Source organism: Dysgonomonas sp. UBA7630, from assembly GCF_002483985.1.
Classification (GTDB): Bacteria; Bacteroidota; Bacteroidia; order Bacteroidales; family Dysgonomonadaceae; genus Dysgonomonas.
Genome location: NZ_DLIY01000011.1, coordinates 69,950 through 87,006, shown reverse-complemented (window position 1 = coordinate 87,006; position 17,057 = coordinate 69,950). Strand labels below are relative to the sequence as shown.

The window sequence follows — 17,057 nt, the reverse complement described above, 5'->3', positions numbered from 1 at the left end:
CAAAATCCATCCTCCGATGGATTGCCCGAGAAGCTAATTTCGGAAACGAGAATTAGCCAATTCAAAATCCGGAAGATTATCATCACACTACAAAGGTAGAGTCCGTTAATCAAAAGGTTATCATAGGTTTATCGGACAAATGGTGACACCAGATGTCATTAGATGACAGTTCTTTTTTAACCGCTATTGGTTACCTATTTTCAATGTTCTTTTGTGTGGATCAATTAACGAATTGGTGAGTTCTGCCATCCATTAACTCTTCAATGAAAGATGTATATAATCTGCTCAGGAATGACTGATATGGTAAGTGTATGAAGTTTCTGATTAGGGCAATAATGACAGAGGTTCTGGCTTCATGAATGAATGACTTCACTAAGTCATGACGTCGGACTATAACTCATTTAATACAGAGTTCATGAAGCAGGTATTTACATCATTCTGTAAGGAATAACATCGCTATATAACAAGTGAATAGCTGAACGAACTTTCTGATTCTTGATTGATCAAATGAATTATTGAATTACTTATTTAAAACAGTATCACATGAAAGGGAAAACATTATTTATCGCTATCTCCACCCAAAAGGGAGGAGCAGGTAAAACAGCTTTGACCGTACTACTATCCAGTTATCTGCATTATTCACAGGACTACAATGTGGCTATCGTGGATTGTGACTATCCGCAATACAGTATCAATGGGATGCGATTGCGGGATAAACAGTCTGTAACAGAAGATCCGTATTACAAATCACTTTTTTATAAGCAATGTAAGAGCCTGAACAAAAAGGCTTATCCCATCGAAGTGAGCAGGACTACTGAAGCTATCGAAACCGCAGAACGGATTATTCATGAATCAGAAGTTCCCTTGGATTTTATATTCTTCGATTTACCCGGAACAATGAATGCCAAGGGTGTATTAAGCACCCTTGCCCAAATGGATCATATAATAACGCCCATTACTGCTGACCGCATGGTTATGGAAAGTTCATTGGAATATGCCGGACTGATCAATGAGCAGATTATAACCACAGGCAAAGGAAATATCAAAAGTTTGCATTTACTCTGGAATATGGTTGATGGAAGAGAAAGTAACCATCTGTACGGAGTCTACGAATTAGTAATAGCTGAATTGGGCTTACAGGTCATGAAATCATTTGTTCCTGATACCAAACGCTTTCGCCATGAAATAACAACGGAACATAAACCGATCTTCCGCTCTACATTACTTCCTGCCGATAAGAGGTTGATAAAAGGCAGCCAGTTGGATCAGGTTACAGATGAATTTCTATCTATCGTGAAGGGAGGAGCTAATGGCTAAAAAAGAAAACGAATACGAAATTGATGAAGACTTTCTGCTGGCATCCATCGGAGAACGTAAAGAAGGTAAAGCTCCACCCAAGAAAGAAGAAGAGGTCGCAGAAAATATAGATGAGGTAGTAAAGCCTAAAGAGAATAGTAGTAAGCGGAATAAGCGAAGCAATAGCAGTACGGGTGATTATGAAGCCACTTTTTTATGCCGTAATGAAATACGGTTGCGTCAGGGTGCATATATCAGCAGATCGGTATATCAAATGATTATGCGGATCGTAAAACAGATAGCCGGAGACGATGTATCAGTGGGTGGCTACATCGACAATGTCCTAAAGCATCATCTTGAAAAATACAAGGATGAGATAAACGCTTTATATAAACAGGACCGAACCGATTTAATAGAGTAAACAATGATAGAGTTAATTATTATCCTATGCCTTGTGGGGATTATTCTGATTAAACTGTCGGATTACAAAATAACCATAAAGAAGAATCCTTCTAACTCTAAATCAGAAGATGAAAAATCTCATAAAAGAGGAAAAAGAGTTGGACGGGTTGGGAAAAGCATGCCCGATATCAGACAAATGATGACATTGAATGACAGTTCTTTAGAATCGGATAATCCACAGGAAAAAGAGCATATATTTGATTCGTCAAAAGATGAAAGCGAGTCTGATCCGAAGGATTTAGTGATAGATGCCGATCCGACAGAAACAGTAATTGATCATGAAGAGGAAGACGAAATTGCTGCTTATACAAGAGGAGAAGTCTATACAGCCGGAGGGATGGATTATGAGGTAATGGTGAATACCGTAAAGGTTATAAACAGCAAGACCGTCACCAAAGAAGAGGGACAGACGGCCGGACAGGTTTTGTATGATAATCGGGATACGGAACTGGTAGGTAAGATGGTTTCTGCAAAGAAAGAATTATCTGTCAGGATAATATCACTCATCGGACTCCGTCTTCAACAACATGCCGAAGAGAATCCGCAGTATGTTGAGTCAGGCCTCGCTTCTCATCTAAATGAATCGGATGAGTATAAGAATTTTAAAGCAGACGATTATTTCTAAGGTCAGATAATAACCATTTAATAGAGAGGAGGTTGCTTATGAGATAGAGAGTTGTAGAATATCTTTAATAAAACGGTCTGTGACCGCCACTAATTTCCAACGTTACAAGTTAAACCCGCTATGGGGAACTATCCACTCCCCATAGCTTAAAATCAATTTTATGTACAAAAAAGTTTCATTTTTTGTAGCCATACTAATGGCTGCATCGGCCTCTGCATTCGCTCAGGGAAACGGTATGCAAGGTATAACTGATGCGACAAACATGGTAACATCTTACTTTGATCCGGCTACTAAACTGATCTATGCAATCGGTGCTGTTGTCGGTCTGATCGGAGGTGTAAAGGTGTACTCCAAGTTTAGCTCAGGTGACCCTGATACATCTAAGACTGCCGCTTCCTGGTTCGGAGCCTGTATCTTCCTGATTGTTGCCGCCACCATTCTTCGCTCATTCTTCTTATAAGAGTCTCAGACTCTCTTATTTTACTTTTAATAACGAGAAGAATGGCAGAATATTCAATCAACAAAGGAATCGGAAAGCCCGCAGAATTTCGAGGACTCAAAAGTCAGTACCTCTTCATTTTTGCAGGTGGACTATTGTCTGTATTTATCGTCTTTGTGATAATGTACATGATCGGGATCAGTCAGGTTGTCTGCATCGGGTTCGGAGTGGTTACTGCGGGAATATTGGTCTGGGCAACATTCCACCTGAACGATAAATACGGAGAACATGGGCTCATGAAGTTACAAGCCATCCGTAACCATCCCCGCTATATCATCAATCGTAAACGGATCATACAACTTATTAGTCGTATCAAAAGAAAGGAGGATATGGTATGAGGAATACATTAAGTGCAGCAACCTTGGAAAGCAAGTTTCCCATACTGGCAGTTGAACAGGACTGTATCCTGAGTAAAGATGCGGACATAACAGTAGCCTATCGGGTAGAACTACCTGAACTCTTTACGGTCACTTCTCCCGAGTATGAAGCAATCCATGCAGCCTGGACAAAAGCAATGAAGGTATTGCCTAACTATTCGATTGTCTGCAAGCAGGACTGGTTTATCGAAGAGGATTATACCCCCGAATTGCAGAAAGAAGACATCAGTTTTCTGTCCCGCAGTTTCGAGCGTCATTTCAATGAGCGTCCTTTCTTAAATCACACCTGTTATCTGTTTCTGACCAAGACAACCAAAGAGAGAGCCAGGCAACAAAGCAGCTTTACAGCTCTCACTCGAGGCTTTATCGTTCCCAAAGAAATGCAAGATCGGGAAATGGCTCAGAAGTTTCTGGAATCAGTAAGCCAGTTTGAACGGATCATCAACGATAGCGGGTTTATCAAGTTGGCACGATTAACGACTGATGAGATTGTAGGAACAGTAGATCAGGCAGGCATTATCGAAAAGTATTTCTCCTTGTCCCAGAATGACACCACCTGTTTACAGGATATGTCACTGGGTGCAGGTGAAATGAAGATCGGAGATAAGTATTTATGTCTTCATACGCTCTCAGATGTAGATGATCTGCCGGGTAAGGTAGAAACCGATACCCGCTACGAACGTTTATCTACGGATCGAAGCGATTGCCGTTTGTCTTTTGCTGCACCCATCGGAGTACTCTTGACCTGTAACCACATTGTCAATCAGTATATCTTTATTGATGACCATGCAGAGAATCTGAAACGTTTTGAAAGACAAGCCAGAAATATGCACTCTTTATCCCGTTACAGCAGAAGTAATCAGATAAACAAGCAATGGATCGAAGATTACCTGAATGATGCTCATAGTTTCGGATTAACCTCTGTTCGTTGCCATGTTAATGTAATGGCCTGGAGTGAAGATAAGGAAGAGCTTTCACGAATCAAAAACGATGTAGGTAGCCAGTTAGCACTCATGGAATGTAAGCCCCGGCACAATACAGTCGATACACCAACTCTGTTTTGGGCAGGTATTCCGGGTAATCAGGGTGATTTTCCATCGGAAGAAGCTTTCTATACTTTTATTGAACAGGCATTATGCTTCTTTGTCGAAGAAACAAACTACAAGAGTTCGCCTTCTCCTTTCGGCATCAAGATGGTAGACCGTGTAACGGGTAAACCTCTTCATGTGGATATATCCGACTTACCCATGAAAAAAGGAATCATCACCAATCGAAACAAATTTGTGCTGGGTCCTTCAGGTAGCGGAAAGTCTTTCTTTATGAATCACCTCGTTCGACAGTACTGGGAACAGGGCACGCATGTAGTCCTAGTAGATACCGGAAATTCCTATCAGGGCTTGTGTGAAATGATCCGCAGTAAAACCAAAGGGGAAGACGGGATTTACTTTACATATACCGAAGAAAAGCCGATCTCTTTCAATCCATTCTATACTGACGATAACCAATTCGATGTAGAGAAAAAGGATAGTTTGAAAACCTTGTTGCTGACGCTTTGGAAAAGCGAAGACGATAAAATCTCGAAGACGGAATCCGGAGAATTGGGTAGTGCCGTTGACGAATACATTAAAAAGATTCAGACTGACCAGAGCATTGTTCCGAGTTTCAACACCTTCTATGAGTTTATGCGGGATGAGTACAAAACAGCATTGGCGAAAAGAGATATTGAAGTCAGTAAATCCGATTTCAATATCGATAATATGCTGACAACGCTCCGTCAGTATTATCGGGGTGGCCGCTTTGACTTTCTGCTGAACTCGGATAAGGAACTGGACTTGCTTTCCAAACGCTTCATTGTCTTCGAAATTGATGCTATAAAGGAGAATCGAGACCTTTTCCCTGTGGTAACGATCATCATTATGGAAGCATTCATCAATAAGATGCGTCGGTTGAAAGGCATCCGAAAACAACTGATTGTGGAAGAAGCATGGAAAGCTTTATCTTCTCCTAATATGGCTGAGTATCTGAAGTATCTCTATAAAACCGTTCGTAAGTTCTTCGGAGAAGCCATTGTTGTTACACAGGAAGTGGACGATATTATCTCATCACCTATTGTGAAGGAAGCTATCATTAATAATTCCGATTGCAAGATACTACTCGACCAGCGAAAGTATATGAACAAATTCGATTCGATACAGGCTTTATTAGGTTTAACCGAAAAAGAAAAAGCCCAGATACTTTCCATCAACATGTCCAACAATCCAAGCCGTATCTATAAAGAAGTCTGGATCGGATTAGGCGGTATGCAATCGGCTGTATATGCTACAGAAGTAAGTCCTTCCGAGTATTACACCTATACTACTGAAGAGACAGAAAAGCTACAGGTACAGAAACTCTCGGAAAAGTTAGGTGGGGATATTGAACAGGCTATCAAGCTAATCACTTCGGATAAGCCTCTTTCGTAAACAGGCTTATCGACAATTTTAAATTAATCTCAAACGTAAAAAATAAATTATATGAAAAAGTTCTTTTTTCTGACAGCCATTGCTGTCTCTCTATTTAGTTTTAACAGTTGCAGTAACGATGATGATCCGGTAAATTCGGGTAGTAAAGATGCTGTCTTAAAGATTCAGGCAGGCATCACAGCAATAGATGTTATCAGTACACGAGCATCAGTTGTATCCGCATTTCCTGAAGGAACAAATATTGGTTTGTTTGTCACATCGGGTAGTCTTGGGGATAACAATAATTCGTATAAAGAAAATGACAATGCATTATCTGTTTTTAGGAACGGAATATGGAATCAAACACCCGAAATCAGACTTACAGGGGATAACGCTACAGTCTATGCCTATTATCCATACAGTAGCAACAATACCGATGGTAGGTCGATCTTTGTGGATCACGCTACGCAACACGATTATATGTATGGAACGCATACCCCAGGACAATCTGCCATCAACAAAGACAATCCGGACGTAGCACTAACGATGAAACATGCAATGGCTTTGGTACAGTTTAATATCAGCAAGTTTAGTTATCCCTGGCAAGGCAAACTTACCCGTATTGAGATAGCCAATGCCGATAAGAAGACTATTCTTTTCAATGAAGGACTAATGGATATTTCAACAGGAATTATCAAAAATATAGAAGGGAAGAACAGACCGGCATCTATTCAGGCGTATTCGGATATCTATCCGCTGTTGACTATTCCGGAAAAGCCAGCTCAATCAGAAGCGGATTTCTTAAAAGTCTTTGTCCTTCCCATCAAATCTACAGGAAGCGAAGGTGATATTGTTTTTAACTTTACGATAGATGGGCGGATCTATACATGGAAAGTTCCTGCTAACACCACTTGGAAGGGCGGCACAAAAAATACCTATGCTGTAACGATTATTGGTTCGAGCCTTAAAGTCGGCAATGTAAACATCTCGGATTGGACAGGTGGGATTTCTGCAAACCTAATCATTACTGACTAATCTCACACAGGGAGTAAGAACACTGACACTTCTGTTCTTACTCTGTTACTTCTCTCTTTTTATTCAATTTACATCATTAAAAATAATTGAAATATGAAAATGAAAATCTTCATGTTGTGCGTGAGCCTTGTGCTTTTCACTTCAAATATATCAGCTCAGTGGACAGTTTGGGACCCGAGTAACTTTACTCAGAGTATTGTCAATACAAGTAAACAGATTGTGCAGACATCAACGACTGCCCAAAATATGGTCAACAATTTTAAAGAAGTTCAAAAGGTGTATAATCAGGGCAAACAGTATTATGATGCACTCAAAGCCGTAAATGGCTTGGTCAAAGATGCAAAGAAGGTGCAAAGAACCATTCTTATGGTCGGTGAAATATCCGATATCTATGTACACAGTTTTCAAAAGATGCTGTCCGATCCCAATTATTCCATTGAAGAACTTAATGCCATAGCCAACGGATATACCCGTCTGTTGGAACAAAGCAATGACGTTTTGAGTGAACTAAAAGGTGTTGTGAATATCAGTACACTTTCTCTTTCGGATAAAGATCGTATAGATGTGGTTAATTCCTGCTATGATGCAATGCTCGATTACCGTAATCTGGTTCGATATTATACAAATAAGAATATTGGGGTTTCTTACTTACGTGCTAAAAAGAAAGGGGAAACAGCCCGTGTGAATGCTTTGTATGGTAATCCTTCGGATCGTTATTGGTAAAATCCTAAATAAGAAGAAATATGGATTTCGATCAATTTCATCAAACCCTGCGGACGCTTTACGATCAGATGATGCCCCTCTGTGGCAATATGATCGGTATAGCCAAAGGAATAGCAGGACTGGGAGCCTTGTTTTATGTAGCATACCGTGTTTGGCAATCCCTGTCGAGAGCTGAGCCTATCGATGTCTATCCTCTGCTTCGTCCTTTTGCCATTGGTCTCTGTATTATGTTCTTTCCGTCTGTAGTACTTGGAACAATTAACAGTATTATGAGTCCTGTGGTACAGGGGACAAACGGAATGCTACAATCCGAAACGCTGGATATGCAGAAATATGCAGAGATGAAAGACAAGCTGGAATACGAAGCCATGAAGCGTAATCCTGAGACAGCCTACTTAGTAGACAACGAACTTTTTGAAGAGAAGCTGGATCAACTGGGTATTACTGATGTCGGGGAAATAGCAGGAATGTACATTGAGCGTGGATTGTATAATGCGAAGAAATGGATACGGGAAGCTTTTCGGGAGATACTGGAAATTGTCTTTAAGGCTGCCGCATTGATCATAGATGTGATACGTACCTTCTTTCTGATTGTTCTTTCGATTCTCGGACCACTGGCTTTTGCTATATCTGTCTGGGATGGTTTTCAATCGACACTCACGCAGTGGATCACACGCTATATATCCGTTTACCTGTGGCTGCCCGTTTCCGATCTGTTCAGTACAATACTGGCTAGGCTTCAGTCCTTAATGCTCCAATCGGATATTGAACGGATGCAGACCGATCCGAACTTCTCACTGGATAGCTCAGATGCGATCTACATAGTCTTTCTCATTATCGGAATTGTCGGCTATTTCACTATACCGACTGTTGCCGGATGGATTATATCCGCAGGAGGTATGGGCAATTTCGGAAAGAATGTAAACAATACAGCAACCAAAGCCGGAGCAATGGCCGGTGGTGTCGGAGGTGCTGCTGCCGGAAATATTGTAGGACGATTAAAAGGGCGGTAAATGTCTAATCTCAATTATCAAATCAAAAAACAATGGAATTCAAATCATTAAAAAATATCGAATCGAGCTTTAAGCAACTCCGCATCTTCGGCATTGTGTTTCTCTCTTTGTGTGCTGCCGTTGCAGGTTACTCTGTTTGGAGTGCCTACAATTTTGCAGAAGCACAACGCCAGAAGATCTATGTGCTGGATAACGGAAAGTCTCTGATGCTCGCTCTTTCGCAGGACTTATCACAGAACCGTCCTGTAGAAGCCCGGGAACATGTCAGACGGTTTCATGAACTGTTCTTTACGCTCTCCCCCGATAAATCAGCCATTGAAAGTAATATCCAACGGGCATTGCTCTTGTCGGATAAGTCCGCTTTCAATTATTACAAAGACCTATCGGAGAGAGGATATTACAATCGGATCATCTCGGGGAATATCAACCAGACCTTACAGGTCGATAGTATTTCCTGTGATCTTGAGGTCTATCCTTATCAGGTTATCACCTATGCCCGACAGATGATTATCAGAGAGAGTAATATCACCGAACGAAGCCTTGTGACAACCTGTAAACTCTTAAACTCTGTTCGCTCCGACAATAATCCGCATGGATTCAGCATCGAAGCTTTCGAAATACGGGAAAATAAGGATTTAAGGGTATTGGACCGATAAGATTCAGAGCTATGAAAGAGCGAATTAAAGAACTTGGTTATTGGCTGGAAGATAAGCTCAAAGACCTCTGTGGGGAGATTACTCCTGATAAGAGATTGACCGTAATTGTCATTATGCTTTTATTCTTTACAATCCTGAACCTGTATTTCACATTTACGGCAATCAGTAATTGGGGAAGAGAACAGGAACGCAGAGATCAGCTAAAGATAGAGCATATCAAACAACTCGAACTGGAAAAGACCAAACCGAAAGATGCGGTATTCGATTCGGATAGTACTAACAATAAAACAGATTAATCATATGGCAGATAAACCAAAACTAAGTGAAGAGCAGAAACAAAAGCTGAAGAAATATGCAATTTTCGCATTGATGGTGATTGTTTGTGCAGGATGTATTTGGCTGATTATCTCTCCATCGGAGAAAGAAAAAGCCAAAGAGCAGATAGGTATGGGTTTCAATGCCGATATACCCGATCCCAAAGGAGACGGTATTATTGGAGACAAGAAAGATGCCTACGAACAGGAACAAATGAAAGAACGGCAGAAAGAGCGGATGCAATCCTTACAGGGTTATGCTGATATGCTGGAAAGTTCCAAAACTGAACGGGTGACTATTAATCTGGATGATGAGCCTCAGCAGGCTATTAAGAAAGAGAAAGCTCCGATTAATAATTCGGTATCGGCCTACAGAGACATCAACCGGACATTGGGTAATTTCTATGAAAAGCCCAAAGACGATCCTGAAAAGGAAGAGATGAAAAAGAAACTGGAGGAACTGGAAGCCAAAATGCAGGATAAGGACAATAAACAGTCGGCAGTCGATGAACAACTGCTCCTGATGGAAAAATCCTATGAAATGGCTGCCAAGTATATGCCACATAATCAGTCAGAGCCTTCAATGACAAATTCCAATTCATTGAAAAGCAAGATTGATAATTATGGAAAAGATGGATCTTCTAAAAATGGAAAGACTACAATCAGCCCAGTTCGTCAGATACAAAAGAATACGGTTTCGTCACTGGCTCAAAATCTTACGAATGAAGAGTTGTATCAAATGTATGACCAACCCCGAAACACTGGTTTCAATACAATGGATGGTGAGGTTGGAGTAAGTAGCAAAAATACCATCTCTGCGGTTATCCATGATGACCAGACGATAATTGATGGACAAACAACCCGTTTGCGATTGACCGAACCATTGGTGGCAGGAACTACTCTTATCCCTGAAAATACTATTCTGACAGGTATTGCTAAAATTCAGGGTGAGCGGTTGGATATACTGATATCCTCTATCGAGTATAATGGAACAATTATTCCTGTAGAAATGGTCACTTACGATACTGACGGACAGAAAGGTATCCATATACCGGGATCACTGGAGATGAATGCAGCCAAAGAGATTGTTGCCAATATGGGAAACAGTGTAGGAACAAGCTTTACGATGACTCAGAGTACTGGAGCACAACTGGCATCCGATCTCAGTAAGGGAGCCATACAGGGTGTATCGGCATATATGCAGAAAAAAATACGGCAGGTAAAGGTTACCCTTAAATCGGGCTATCGGATCATGCTGATGCCCAAACAGTAAAGAGTTTACAACTGAATAAAAACAAGTATTTATTAATCAGAGAAATAAAACAATGAAGAAATATATTATTGCATTAGCATTGGTGCTGACAACAATTGTTGCTCATGCACAGAATGAAACAACACCAAAAGATATGCAGGAAGATCTGCAACAGGTATTGAAACCCACTTATGGGGATTATTACGAAGGACTGAGTAAGAAGATCTCCTTTGACAGGATGATTCCTCCACACGGACTGGAAGTGACTTTTGAGAAGACCGTGCATGTTATCTTCCCTGCTGCGATTCGGTATGTGGATTTAGGATCGAGTAATATCATTGCAGGAAAAGCGGGAAGTTCGGAGAATGTGTTACGCATTAAAGCGGCTATTCGTGGTTTTGAAACCGAAACAAATATGGCTGTAATAACCGAAGAAGGAAGTTATTACACTTTCAATATTAAATATGCCGATGAGCCTGAAAAGCTAAACATTGAAATGAAAGACTTTATGCATGATGGTATAGCAACCAACAGACCGAATAACTCAATGGAGATTTACCTGAAGGAACTCGGTAGTGAATCTCCCCGCATCGTTTACCTGATTAATCGCTCCATCTATCAGAATGACAAACGAATTGTAAAACATATCGGCTCGAAGCGATTCGGTATCCAATATCTACTCAAAGGTATTTACAGTCACAATGGCCTTCTGTACCTGCATACACAGATCAAAAACTCTACGAATGTTCCATTTGATATTGATTTTATCCGGTTCAAGATTGTAGATAAGAAGATGGTAAAACAGACGGCTGTTCAGGAAACGGTGATCTATCCGCTTCGGGCTTATAATTTCATTTCTCAGGTTGGAGCTAATCAGACAGAACGGACTGTCTTTACCATTGATAAGATAACGATTCCTAATGATAAGCATTTGGTTATTGAACTCTTTGAAAAGAACGGAGGACGCAATCAAACCTTTGTCATAGAGAACGATGACCTGATACGGGCAGAGGAGATTAATGAGTTAAAGATTAAATAAGGTCAGGGTCATAGACTCTTTTATTACATACAAATACAATAACAAAATGTATAAATATAAAATAGCTTTAGTATTCATATTGAGCCTTGTTCTGATAGGACAGGCTCATGCTCAACGTTACTTACCCGGACAAAAAGGGATTCAGGTAACAGGTGGTTTTGTGGATGGATTTAATCCGGAAAAGAAAGACGGACAAGCTTTCTTTGGAGGTATTGCTTTATCGACTTATACCAAGAATGGCAATCGATGGACTTTTGGTGGAGAATACTTGCAAAAGTCTTATGAGTATAAGGATAAACTGATACCCTTATCTCAGATAACAGTAGAAGGTGGTTATTATCTGAAATTCTTATCTGATCCAGGTAAAACAGTATTCTTCTCCGTAGGACTTTCTGCAGTTACAGGTTATGAAACAATTAATTGGGGGAAGGAACTGTTGTTCGATGGAGCAAGTATCACAACAGAGGATAATTTCTTATACGGTGGTGCAGTTAGCTTTGAGATAGAAACTTACCTGACTGATCGGCTTGTGTTACTGCTCAATGCAAGAGAGCGGGTATTACTCGGATCGGACATCAATAAATTTCATACACAAATAGGTATGGGGGTTAAGATAATTATCAATTAGATAAATCGTTCAAAGCCATCAGCGTATTTGGTAGGGATAAATTCGATAATATCGTAGGTCGCAACCTTATTGATATAGAATGGATCGGCTTTCATAATTTCCAAAGCAAGCTCTTTTGTTGCTGCTCTGCACAGGATAACACCTCCGGTACGGGGTTCTTGTCGTCCTGAAGCAATAAAATATCCTTCTTTATAATTTATATCCAGATAAGTGCAGTGCATACCCAGATATTTTTCAATCTCACTAAGTGGTTTCTGATAGGTTAGAACGAAAATAAACATAACATTCAAATTTGAAACAAAAGTAAAAAATAGAAATCGATATGAGAAGAATAGCATCATATATAATTTACACGATACTGATTGCATGTATCGCATGTGCCTGTAGCGACGATATTGATATTCGCCAAAGTTATGAATTCAAGGTTACTCACCTGCCTGTGCCGAAAAAGCTAAAGGTTGGAGAGACGGCTGAGATTCGCTGTCAGCTAGAACGATCAGGTAGATATGATAATGCGAAGTATTATCTAAGATATTTTCAGTCTGATGGTAAAGGGGAACTGAAAATGGATGACGGAACCGTATTTCTACCGAATGACACTTATAAGCTGACTAAGGAAACATTTCGGTTGTATTATACTTCTAAGTCGGAAGATCAACAAGTGATTGATATTTACTTTGAGGATAATTATCAGAATACTTATCAGCTTTCATTTTCTTTTAATAACGATAATTCGGAAGAAGAATAGTTATGATAACAATGATGATAATTTCGTATATCGTCACTTGGATAAATATTATTTATTCGTTGGTGACGGCTCCGAGTGATATAGAACTTTTGGAGAGGTGATGATGTGAGAAAGTATTATAAAAAGTCGGACAATTTTGCCCGACTTTTTGTATATTTAGAACATGAATTTTAATGTTTAAAAAATGATGGAATTTAATAATCTGAATGAGGTACTATCTTATTTTTCTGAAAAGACCAAAGAGGAGGTTAAACTTCATATTCATTCAATTATGATATCTGGCTGTATCTTCAAATTCGAATTAGATTTGGATATGCTATTATCAAATTTCTTGTGGAAATGGCCAAATGCCAAAGCTATCATATTCATTGATATTCTTTTTGAAAAGAAAGTTGATTTAATTACATTTGATAAAAAAGAGATAGAAATAACCTTAAATTTTAATGAATCTTTATTCAAGGATGAAGTAAATATAAATGGGCATATTTTTAAAAGAGATGTGAGTTTTGTAAAATGTACTTTTGAAAAAAAGGCTCTTTTCCAAGAAAATTTATTTAAACAATATTTTCGGCTTTCGGGGACTACTTTCATATCTGATGTAAGTTTCGGATATAGTGAACTAAACAAAACGGCATTTTTTAGCGGCAATGAAGATCGGGTGTTATTTAAAGGGGATGTAACTTTCTGGGGAGCAATAATTAGGGATGCCAGATTCTGGGACTTTATATTTGAGAAAGATGTAAATTTTGTAAATACAATGTTTGAATGTCCTGTGTTTTTTAATCGATCTATTTTTAAAGGGAAAGTTGAATTTGGTTCGGTAGAAACAATGGGAAAAACAATTTTTAATGGAAATATATATTTTGATCAGGCTGTTATTAATGAGATATTATTAACTAACATATTATTTGATACATATATAACGTTTAATAATGCAACAATAAATAAGATAAAAATAGATAATGTTATTTTCAATAGAGGAGCATTGTCTCTGTCCGGAACTACAATAAGATCTGTAACGGATGAACAATCGGCCAGAATACTTAAAATTGAGGCTATCAAAGCATCTAATCAATATGTTGCTTTGGATTTAAAAGCAAAAGAACTAAGGTTATTAAATAGATACCTTCCTTGGAATTATAAAAATCTAAAAGAAAAAATTGTCTTGACTTTTAATTGGTTATCGAATGATTATGGCCAAAATTGGATAAGAGGGGTTCTTTTTACTATCATCTCCTGGATTATATTCTTTTCATTATTTATCATTGTTCGTGACGGTTGGGGAGAGACATTTATATGGAGTGATAGTCAATATCTAACAGAGGCTGCTAACTTCTTTTGGATATTAAGTGGAATTAGCGGATTGGGAGAAAATGTAAATTGGATAGGATTTATTCTTTTTTTCTTAGGTAAAATATCCATAGGGTATGGAATATATCAAACAATCTCTGCTTTTAGAAAATATGGAAAATGAAGTATAATCAATTGATTGACTTTTAAACAATAATTTTTCACTTCTTTTTCTGTTACATAAAAGTATGCTAATTACATTTACTTAATAAATATCATTCGTGATTTTGCGAATCAAAATTATGTTCGTATATTTGCGAACAATAAATATATAGTCTATGTCAAAAAAAGAATTAACAGCCGATCAGGAGCAATTAGCCCGTTTTGCTAAAGCATTAGGGCATCCTATTCGTATCGCCATACTTGAAATGCTTGCCAATCAGTCATGCTGCTATCATGGCGATATGTCGGAGATATTACCTATCGCTAAAAGTACACTGTCACAACATCTGAACGAGTTAAAAGATGCAGGATTGATTCAGGGAACAATTACATTACCCACCGTGAAATATTGTATCAATAACGAGAACTGGAATAAAGCCAAAGAACTATTTAGTGGCTTTTTTACTCAATTACAGAAAACAGATGATATTTGCTAATATTATGAATATCAGGTTTGCAAGTAAAAAAGATATCCCTGCTATTAAAGAACTGTTCCGTTCAACTATCCTTTCAGTCAATTTGAAAGACTATACTCCTGAACAGGTCGAGTGTTGGGCTGCAAGAGGAGAAGAAGCGAGTGTGTGGGAGGAACGTATTAATGAGCAATACTTTATACTTGCCGAGGAAAATAATACAATATTAGGGTTCGCTGTGCTAAAATTATCAGGGTATCTAAATTCTATGTTTGTTCATAAGGACTATCAGGGAAAAGGTGTTGCCTCATTCTTACTTAAAAAGATTGAAGAATATGCACGGTTAAAAGATATTTCAGAAATAACTGCTGATGTCAGTATTACAGCCCAACCTTTCTTCTCAAAAAAAGGCTATGTTATTTTGGAACAACAGACCGTTTGCATTGGTATTTCCATGACAAACTATAAAATGTCAAAAGTTTTATCCTGATATTTTTTTAAGACAAGCATTCGTTATTCGACGAAACAGGAACTGTTAGTGTAAACGCGAAATTATAAACAATATGAGAATTTTAATTCTGTGTACAGGAAATAGTTGCCGTAGCCAGATGGCACACGGATTTTTACAATCATTCGATCCTTCATTGTCTGTTTATTCGGCAGGGACAAAAGCAAGCGGAAAAGTAAATCCAAAGGCAATAGAAGTCATGCAGGATGCAGGGGTGGATATTTCGCACCATACATCCGATAGTGTAGAGCAATATATGAATGATGAATGGGATTATGTGATAACCGTTTGCGGTGGTGCAAATGAAAGCTGTCCTGCATTCTCGGGAAAAGTAAAGAACCGCCTGCATATCGGCTTTGACGACCCTTCCGAAGCTACAGGAACACCCGGATTTATTCAATCCGAGTATATCAGGGTAAGGGATGAAATCAAAAAAGCATTTTACGAACTATATACAAGCAAGATAAAAGGTCATGAGTAAAAAGAAAATGAGTTTCTTAGATAAGAACTTAACCCTTTGGATATTCCTTGCAATGGCTATCGGTGTAGGATTGGGTTATTTTATTCCCTCATTCAGCGGTTATATAGATTCCATGTCGAGCGGGACAACAAACATTCCTCTGGCTATCGGTCTTATCCTGATGATGTACCCGCCATTGGCAAAAGTAGATTACAAACAACTGCCGAAAGTTTTCAAGAATGTCAGAATACTGACTGTCTCGTTAGTCCTGAATTGGATTATCGGGCCTGTCTTAATGTTCTTACTTGCCATTCTTTTTTTACACGATTATCCCGAATACATGGTTGGGGTTATCCTCATAGGTCTTGCACGGTGTATTGCGATGGTACTTGTATGGAACGACCTGGCAGAAGGTAATACAGAATACGGTGCGGGACTTGTTGCCCTGAACAGTATTTTTCAGGTATTCTTTTACAGTTTCTATGCGTGGATATTCGTAACCAAGCTACCACCGTTATTTGGATTTGAAGGTGCAATCGTAGATATATCCATAGGTACAATAGCTGAAACAGTTGCTATCTATTTAGGTATTCCTTTCCTAATGGGTATTTTAAGCCGTTTGATATTGGTTAAAATAAAAGGGGAACAATGGTATAAGGATAAGTTTATCCCTGCCATATCGCCAATTACCCTGATTGCGTTATTATTTACCATTGTGTTAATGTTTAGTCTCAAAGGGGAACTAATTGTACAAATACCATTGGATGTAGTGCGCATAGCCATACCGTTATTAATCTATTTCGTGGTGATGTTCTTCCTCAGCTTCTTTGCGGGCAAATTAATGGGTGTATCTTACGATAAAAACGCTTCAATCGCATTTACAGCTACAGGTAATAACTTTGAGCTGGCTATCGCAGTTGCAATAGGAGTCTTCGGCTTGCATAGCGGGCAGGCTTTTGCAGGCGTAGTAGGCCCATTAGTTGAAGTGCCTGTACTTATACTGTTGGTGAACATTGCCTTTTGGCTCAGAAAGAAATATTATAAATAAAATAACTA

Annotated in this window: 21 protein-coding genes; 20 read left to right on the top strand and 1 reads right to left on the bottom strand. The window is 38.9% G+C overall.

Annotated features, from left to right (window positions below):
• The first annotated feature begins 543 nt into the window (after window positions 1-543).
• From B3P17_RS03825 to B3P17_RS03760, 14 genes are all read left to right on the top strand, one after another.
• Window positions 544-1,317, top strand: a complete 774-nt coding sequence (locus B3P17_RS03825; RefSeq protein WP_291103522.1) for a ParA family protein — start codon at window positions 544-546, stop codon at window positions 1,315-1,317.
• A complete protein-coding gene (locus tag B3P17_RS03820; protein ID WP_291103519.1) occupies window positions 1,310-1,717 on the top strand; it encodes a DUF3408 domain-containing protein in 408 nt (135 codons plus the stop codon). Before B3P17_RS03825 ends, B3P17_RS03820 begins: the two co-directional genes overlap by 8 nt.
• 3 nt (window positions 1,718-1,720) lie before the next feature.
• A complete protein-coding gene (locus B3P17_RS03815; protein WP_291103516.1) occupies window positions 1,721-2,383 on the top strand; it encodes a hypothetical protein in 663 nt (220 codons plus the stop codon).
• 160 nt (window positions 2,384-2,543) lie between these two features.
• Complete coding sequence (locus B3P17_RS03810) at window positions 2,544-2,843, top strand: DUF4134 domain-containing protein (RefSeq protein ID WP_026626753.1); 300 nt, start codon at window positions 2,544-2,546, stop codon at window positions 2,841-2,843.
• A 41-nt stretch (window positions 2,844-2,884) separates the two neighbouring features.
• Window positions 2,885-3,220, top strand: coding sequence for a DUF4133 domain-containing protein (locus B3P17_RS03805; RefSeq protein WP_291103512.1), 336 nt, complete (start codon window positions 2,885-2,887; stop codon window positions 3,218-3,220).
• Window positions 3,217-5,721, top strand: coding sequence for a TraG family conjugative transposon ATPase (locus B3P17_RS03800; RefSeq protein WP_291103509.1), 2,505 nt, complete (start codon window positions 3,217-3,219; stop codon window positions 5,719-5,721). Before B3P17_RS03805 ends, B3P17_RS03800 begins: the two co-directional genes overlap by 4 nt.
• A gap of 51 nt (window positions 5,722-5,772) precedes the next feature.
• On the top strand, window positions 5,773-6,735 hold the full coding sequence (locus tag B3P17_RS03795) for a fimbrillin family protein (protein ID WP_291103506.1): 963 nt from the start codon (window positions 5,773-5,775) through the stop codon (window positions 6,733-6,735).
• A 93-nt stretch (window positions 6,736-6,828) separates the two neighbouring features.
• Window positions 6,829-7,458 (top strand): DUF4141 domain-containing protein, encoded by a 630-nt coding sequence (locus B3P17_RS03790; RefSeq protein ID WP_291103503.1) that lies wholly within the window; start codon window positions 6,829-6,831, stop codon window positions 7,456-7,458.
• A 20-nt stretch (window positions 7,459-7,478) separates the two neighbouring features.
• Window positions 7,479-8,471, top strand: coding sequence for a conjugative transposon protein TraJ (traJ, locus tag B3P17_RS03785; protein ID WP_291103501.1), 993 nt, complete (start codon window positions 7,479-7,481; stop codon window positions 8,469-8,471).
• 32 nt (window positions 8,472-8,503) lie between these two features.
• A complete protein-coding gene (traK, locus tag B3P17_RS03780; protein ID WP_291103498.1) occupies window positions 8,504-9,127 on the top strand; it encodes a conjugative transposon protein TraK in 624 nt (207 codons plus the stop codon).
• Between the two features lie 11 nt (window positions 9,128-9,138).
• Complete coding sequence (locus B3P17_RS03775) at window positions 9,139-9,423, top strand: TraL conjugative transposon family protein (RefSeq protein ID WP_291103495.1); 285 nt, start codon at window positions 9,139-9,141, stop codon at window positions 9,421-9,423.
• A gap of 4 nt (window positions 9,424-9,427) precedes the next feature.
• Window positions 9,428-10,714, top strand: coding sequence for a conjugative transposon protein TraM (traM, locus tag B3P17_RS03770; protein WP_291103492.1), 1,287 nt, complete (start codon window positions 9,428-9,430; stop codon window positions 10,712-10,714).
• Between the two features lie 52 nt (window positions 10,715-10,766).
• The gene (gene traN / locus B3P17_RS03765) at window positions 10,767-11,732 is read left to right on the top strand and encodes a conjugative transposon protein TraN (RefSeq protein ID WP_291103488.1); all 966 of its coding nucleotides are present in this window, start codon (window positions 10,767-10,769) and stop codon (window positions 11,730-11,732) included.
• 46 nt (window positions 11,733-11,778) lie between these two features.
• Window positions 11,779-12,360, top strand: a complete 582-nt coding sequence (locus B3P17_RS03760; RefSeq protein WP_291103485.1) for a conjugal transfer protein TraO — start codon at window positions 11,779-11,781, stop codon at window positions 12,358-12,360.
• Here the strand turns inward: B3P17_RS03760 and B3P17_RS03755 are convergent.
• Window positions 12,357-12,641 (bottom strand): YciI family protein, encoded by a 285-nt coding sequence (locus B3P17_RS03755; protein WP_291103482.1) that lies wholly within the window; start codon window positions 12,639-12,641, stop codon window positions 12,357-12,359. The genes B3P17_RS03760 and B3P17_RS03755 overlap by 4 nt on opposite strands.
• Window positions 12,642-12,682: 41 nt before the next feature.
• Here B3P17_RS03755 and B3P17_RS03750 point away from each other — a divergent pair, with 41 nt between their 5' ends.
• The 6 genes from B3P17_RS03750 to arsB all read left to right on the top strand — a co-directional run bounded on the left by B3P17_RS03750 (window position 12,683) and on the right by arsB (window position 17,049).
• Window positions 12,683-13,108: a DUF3872 domain-containing protein gene (locus B3P17_RS03750; protein ID WP_291103479.1), complete on the top strand. Its 426-nt coding sequence runs from the start codon at window positions 12,683-12,685 to the stop codon at window positions 13,106-13,108.
• 184 nt (window positions 13,109-13,292) lie between these two features.
• Entirely contained in the window at window positions 13,293-14,582 is a 1,290-nt protein-coding gene (locus tag B3P17_RS03745) for a hypothetical protein (protein ID WP_291103476.1), read from the top strand.
• 154 nt (window positions 14,583-14,736) lie between these two features.
• The gene (locus B3P17_RS03740; RefSeq protein ID WP_108821993.1) at window positions 14,737-15,057 is read left to right on the top strand and encodes an ArsR/SmtB family transcription factor; all 321 of its coding nucleotides are present in this window, start codon (window positions 14,737-14,739) and stop codon (window positions 15,055-15,057) included.
• Between the two features lie 4 nt (window positions 15,058-15,061).
• Window positions 15,062-15,523: a GNAT family N-acetyltransferase gene (locus tag B3P17_RS03735; RefSeq protein ID WP_255412457.1), complete on the top strand. Its 462-nt coding sequence runs from the start codon at window positions 15,062-15,064 to the stop codon at window positions 15,521-15,523.
• Window positions 15,524-15,596: 73 nt separating this feature from the next.
• Window positions 15,597-16,022, top strand: coding sequence for an arsenate reductase ArsC (locus B3P17_RS03730; protein ID WP_108821994.1), 426 nt, complete (start codon window positions 15,597-15,599; stop codon window positions 16,020-16,022).
• On the top strand, window positions 16,015-17,049 hold the full coding sequence (gene arsB / locus B3P17_RS03725; protein WP_108821995.1) for an ACR3 family arsenite efflux transporter: 1,035 nt from the start codon (window positions 16,015-16,017) through the stop codon (window positions 17,047-17,049). The genes B3P17_RS03730 and arsB overlap by 8 nt, the downstream gene beginning before the upstream one ends.
• Window positions 17,050-17,057 lie beyond the last annotated feature (8 nt).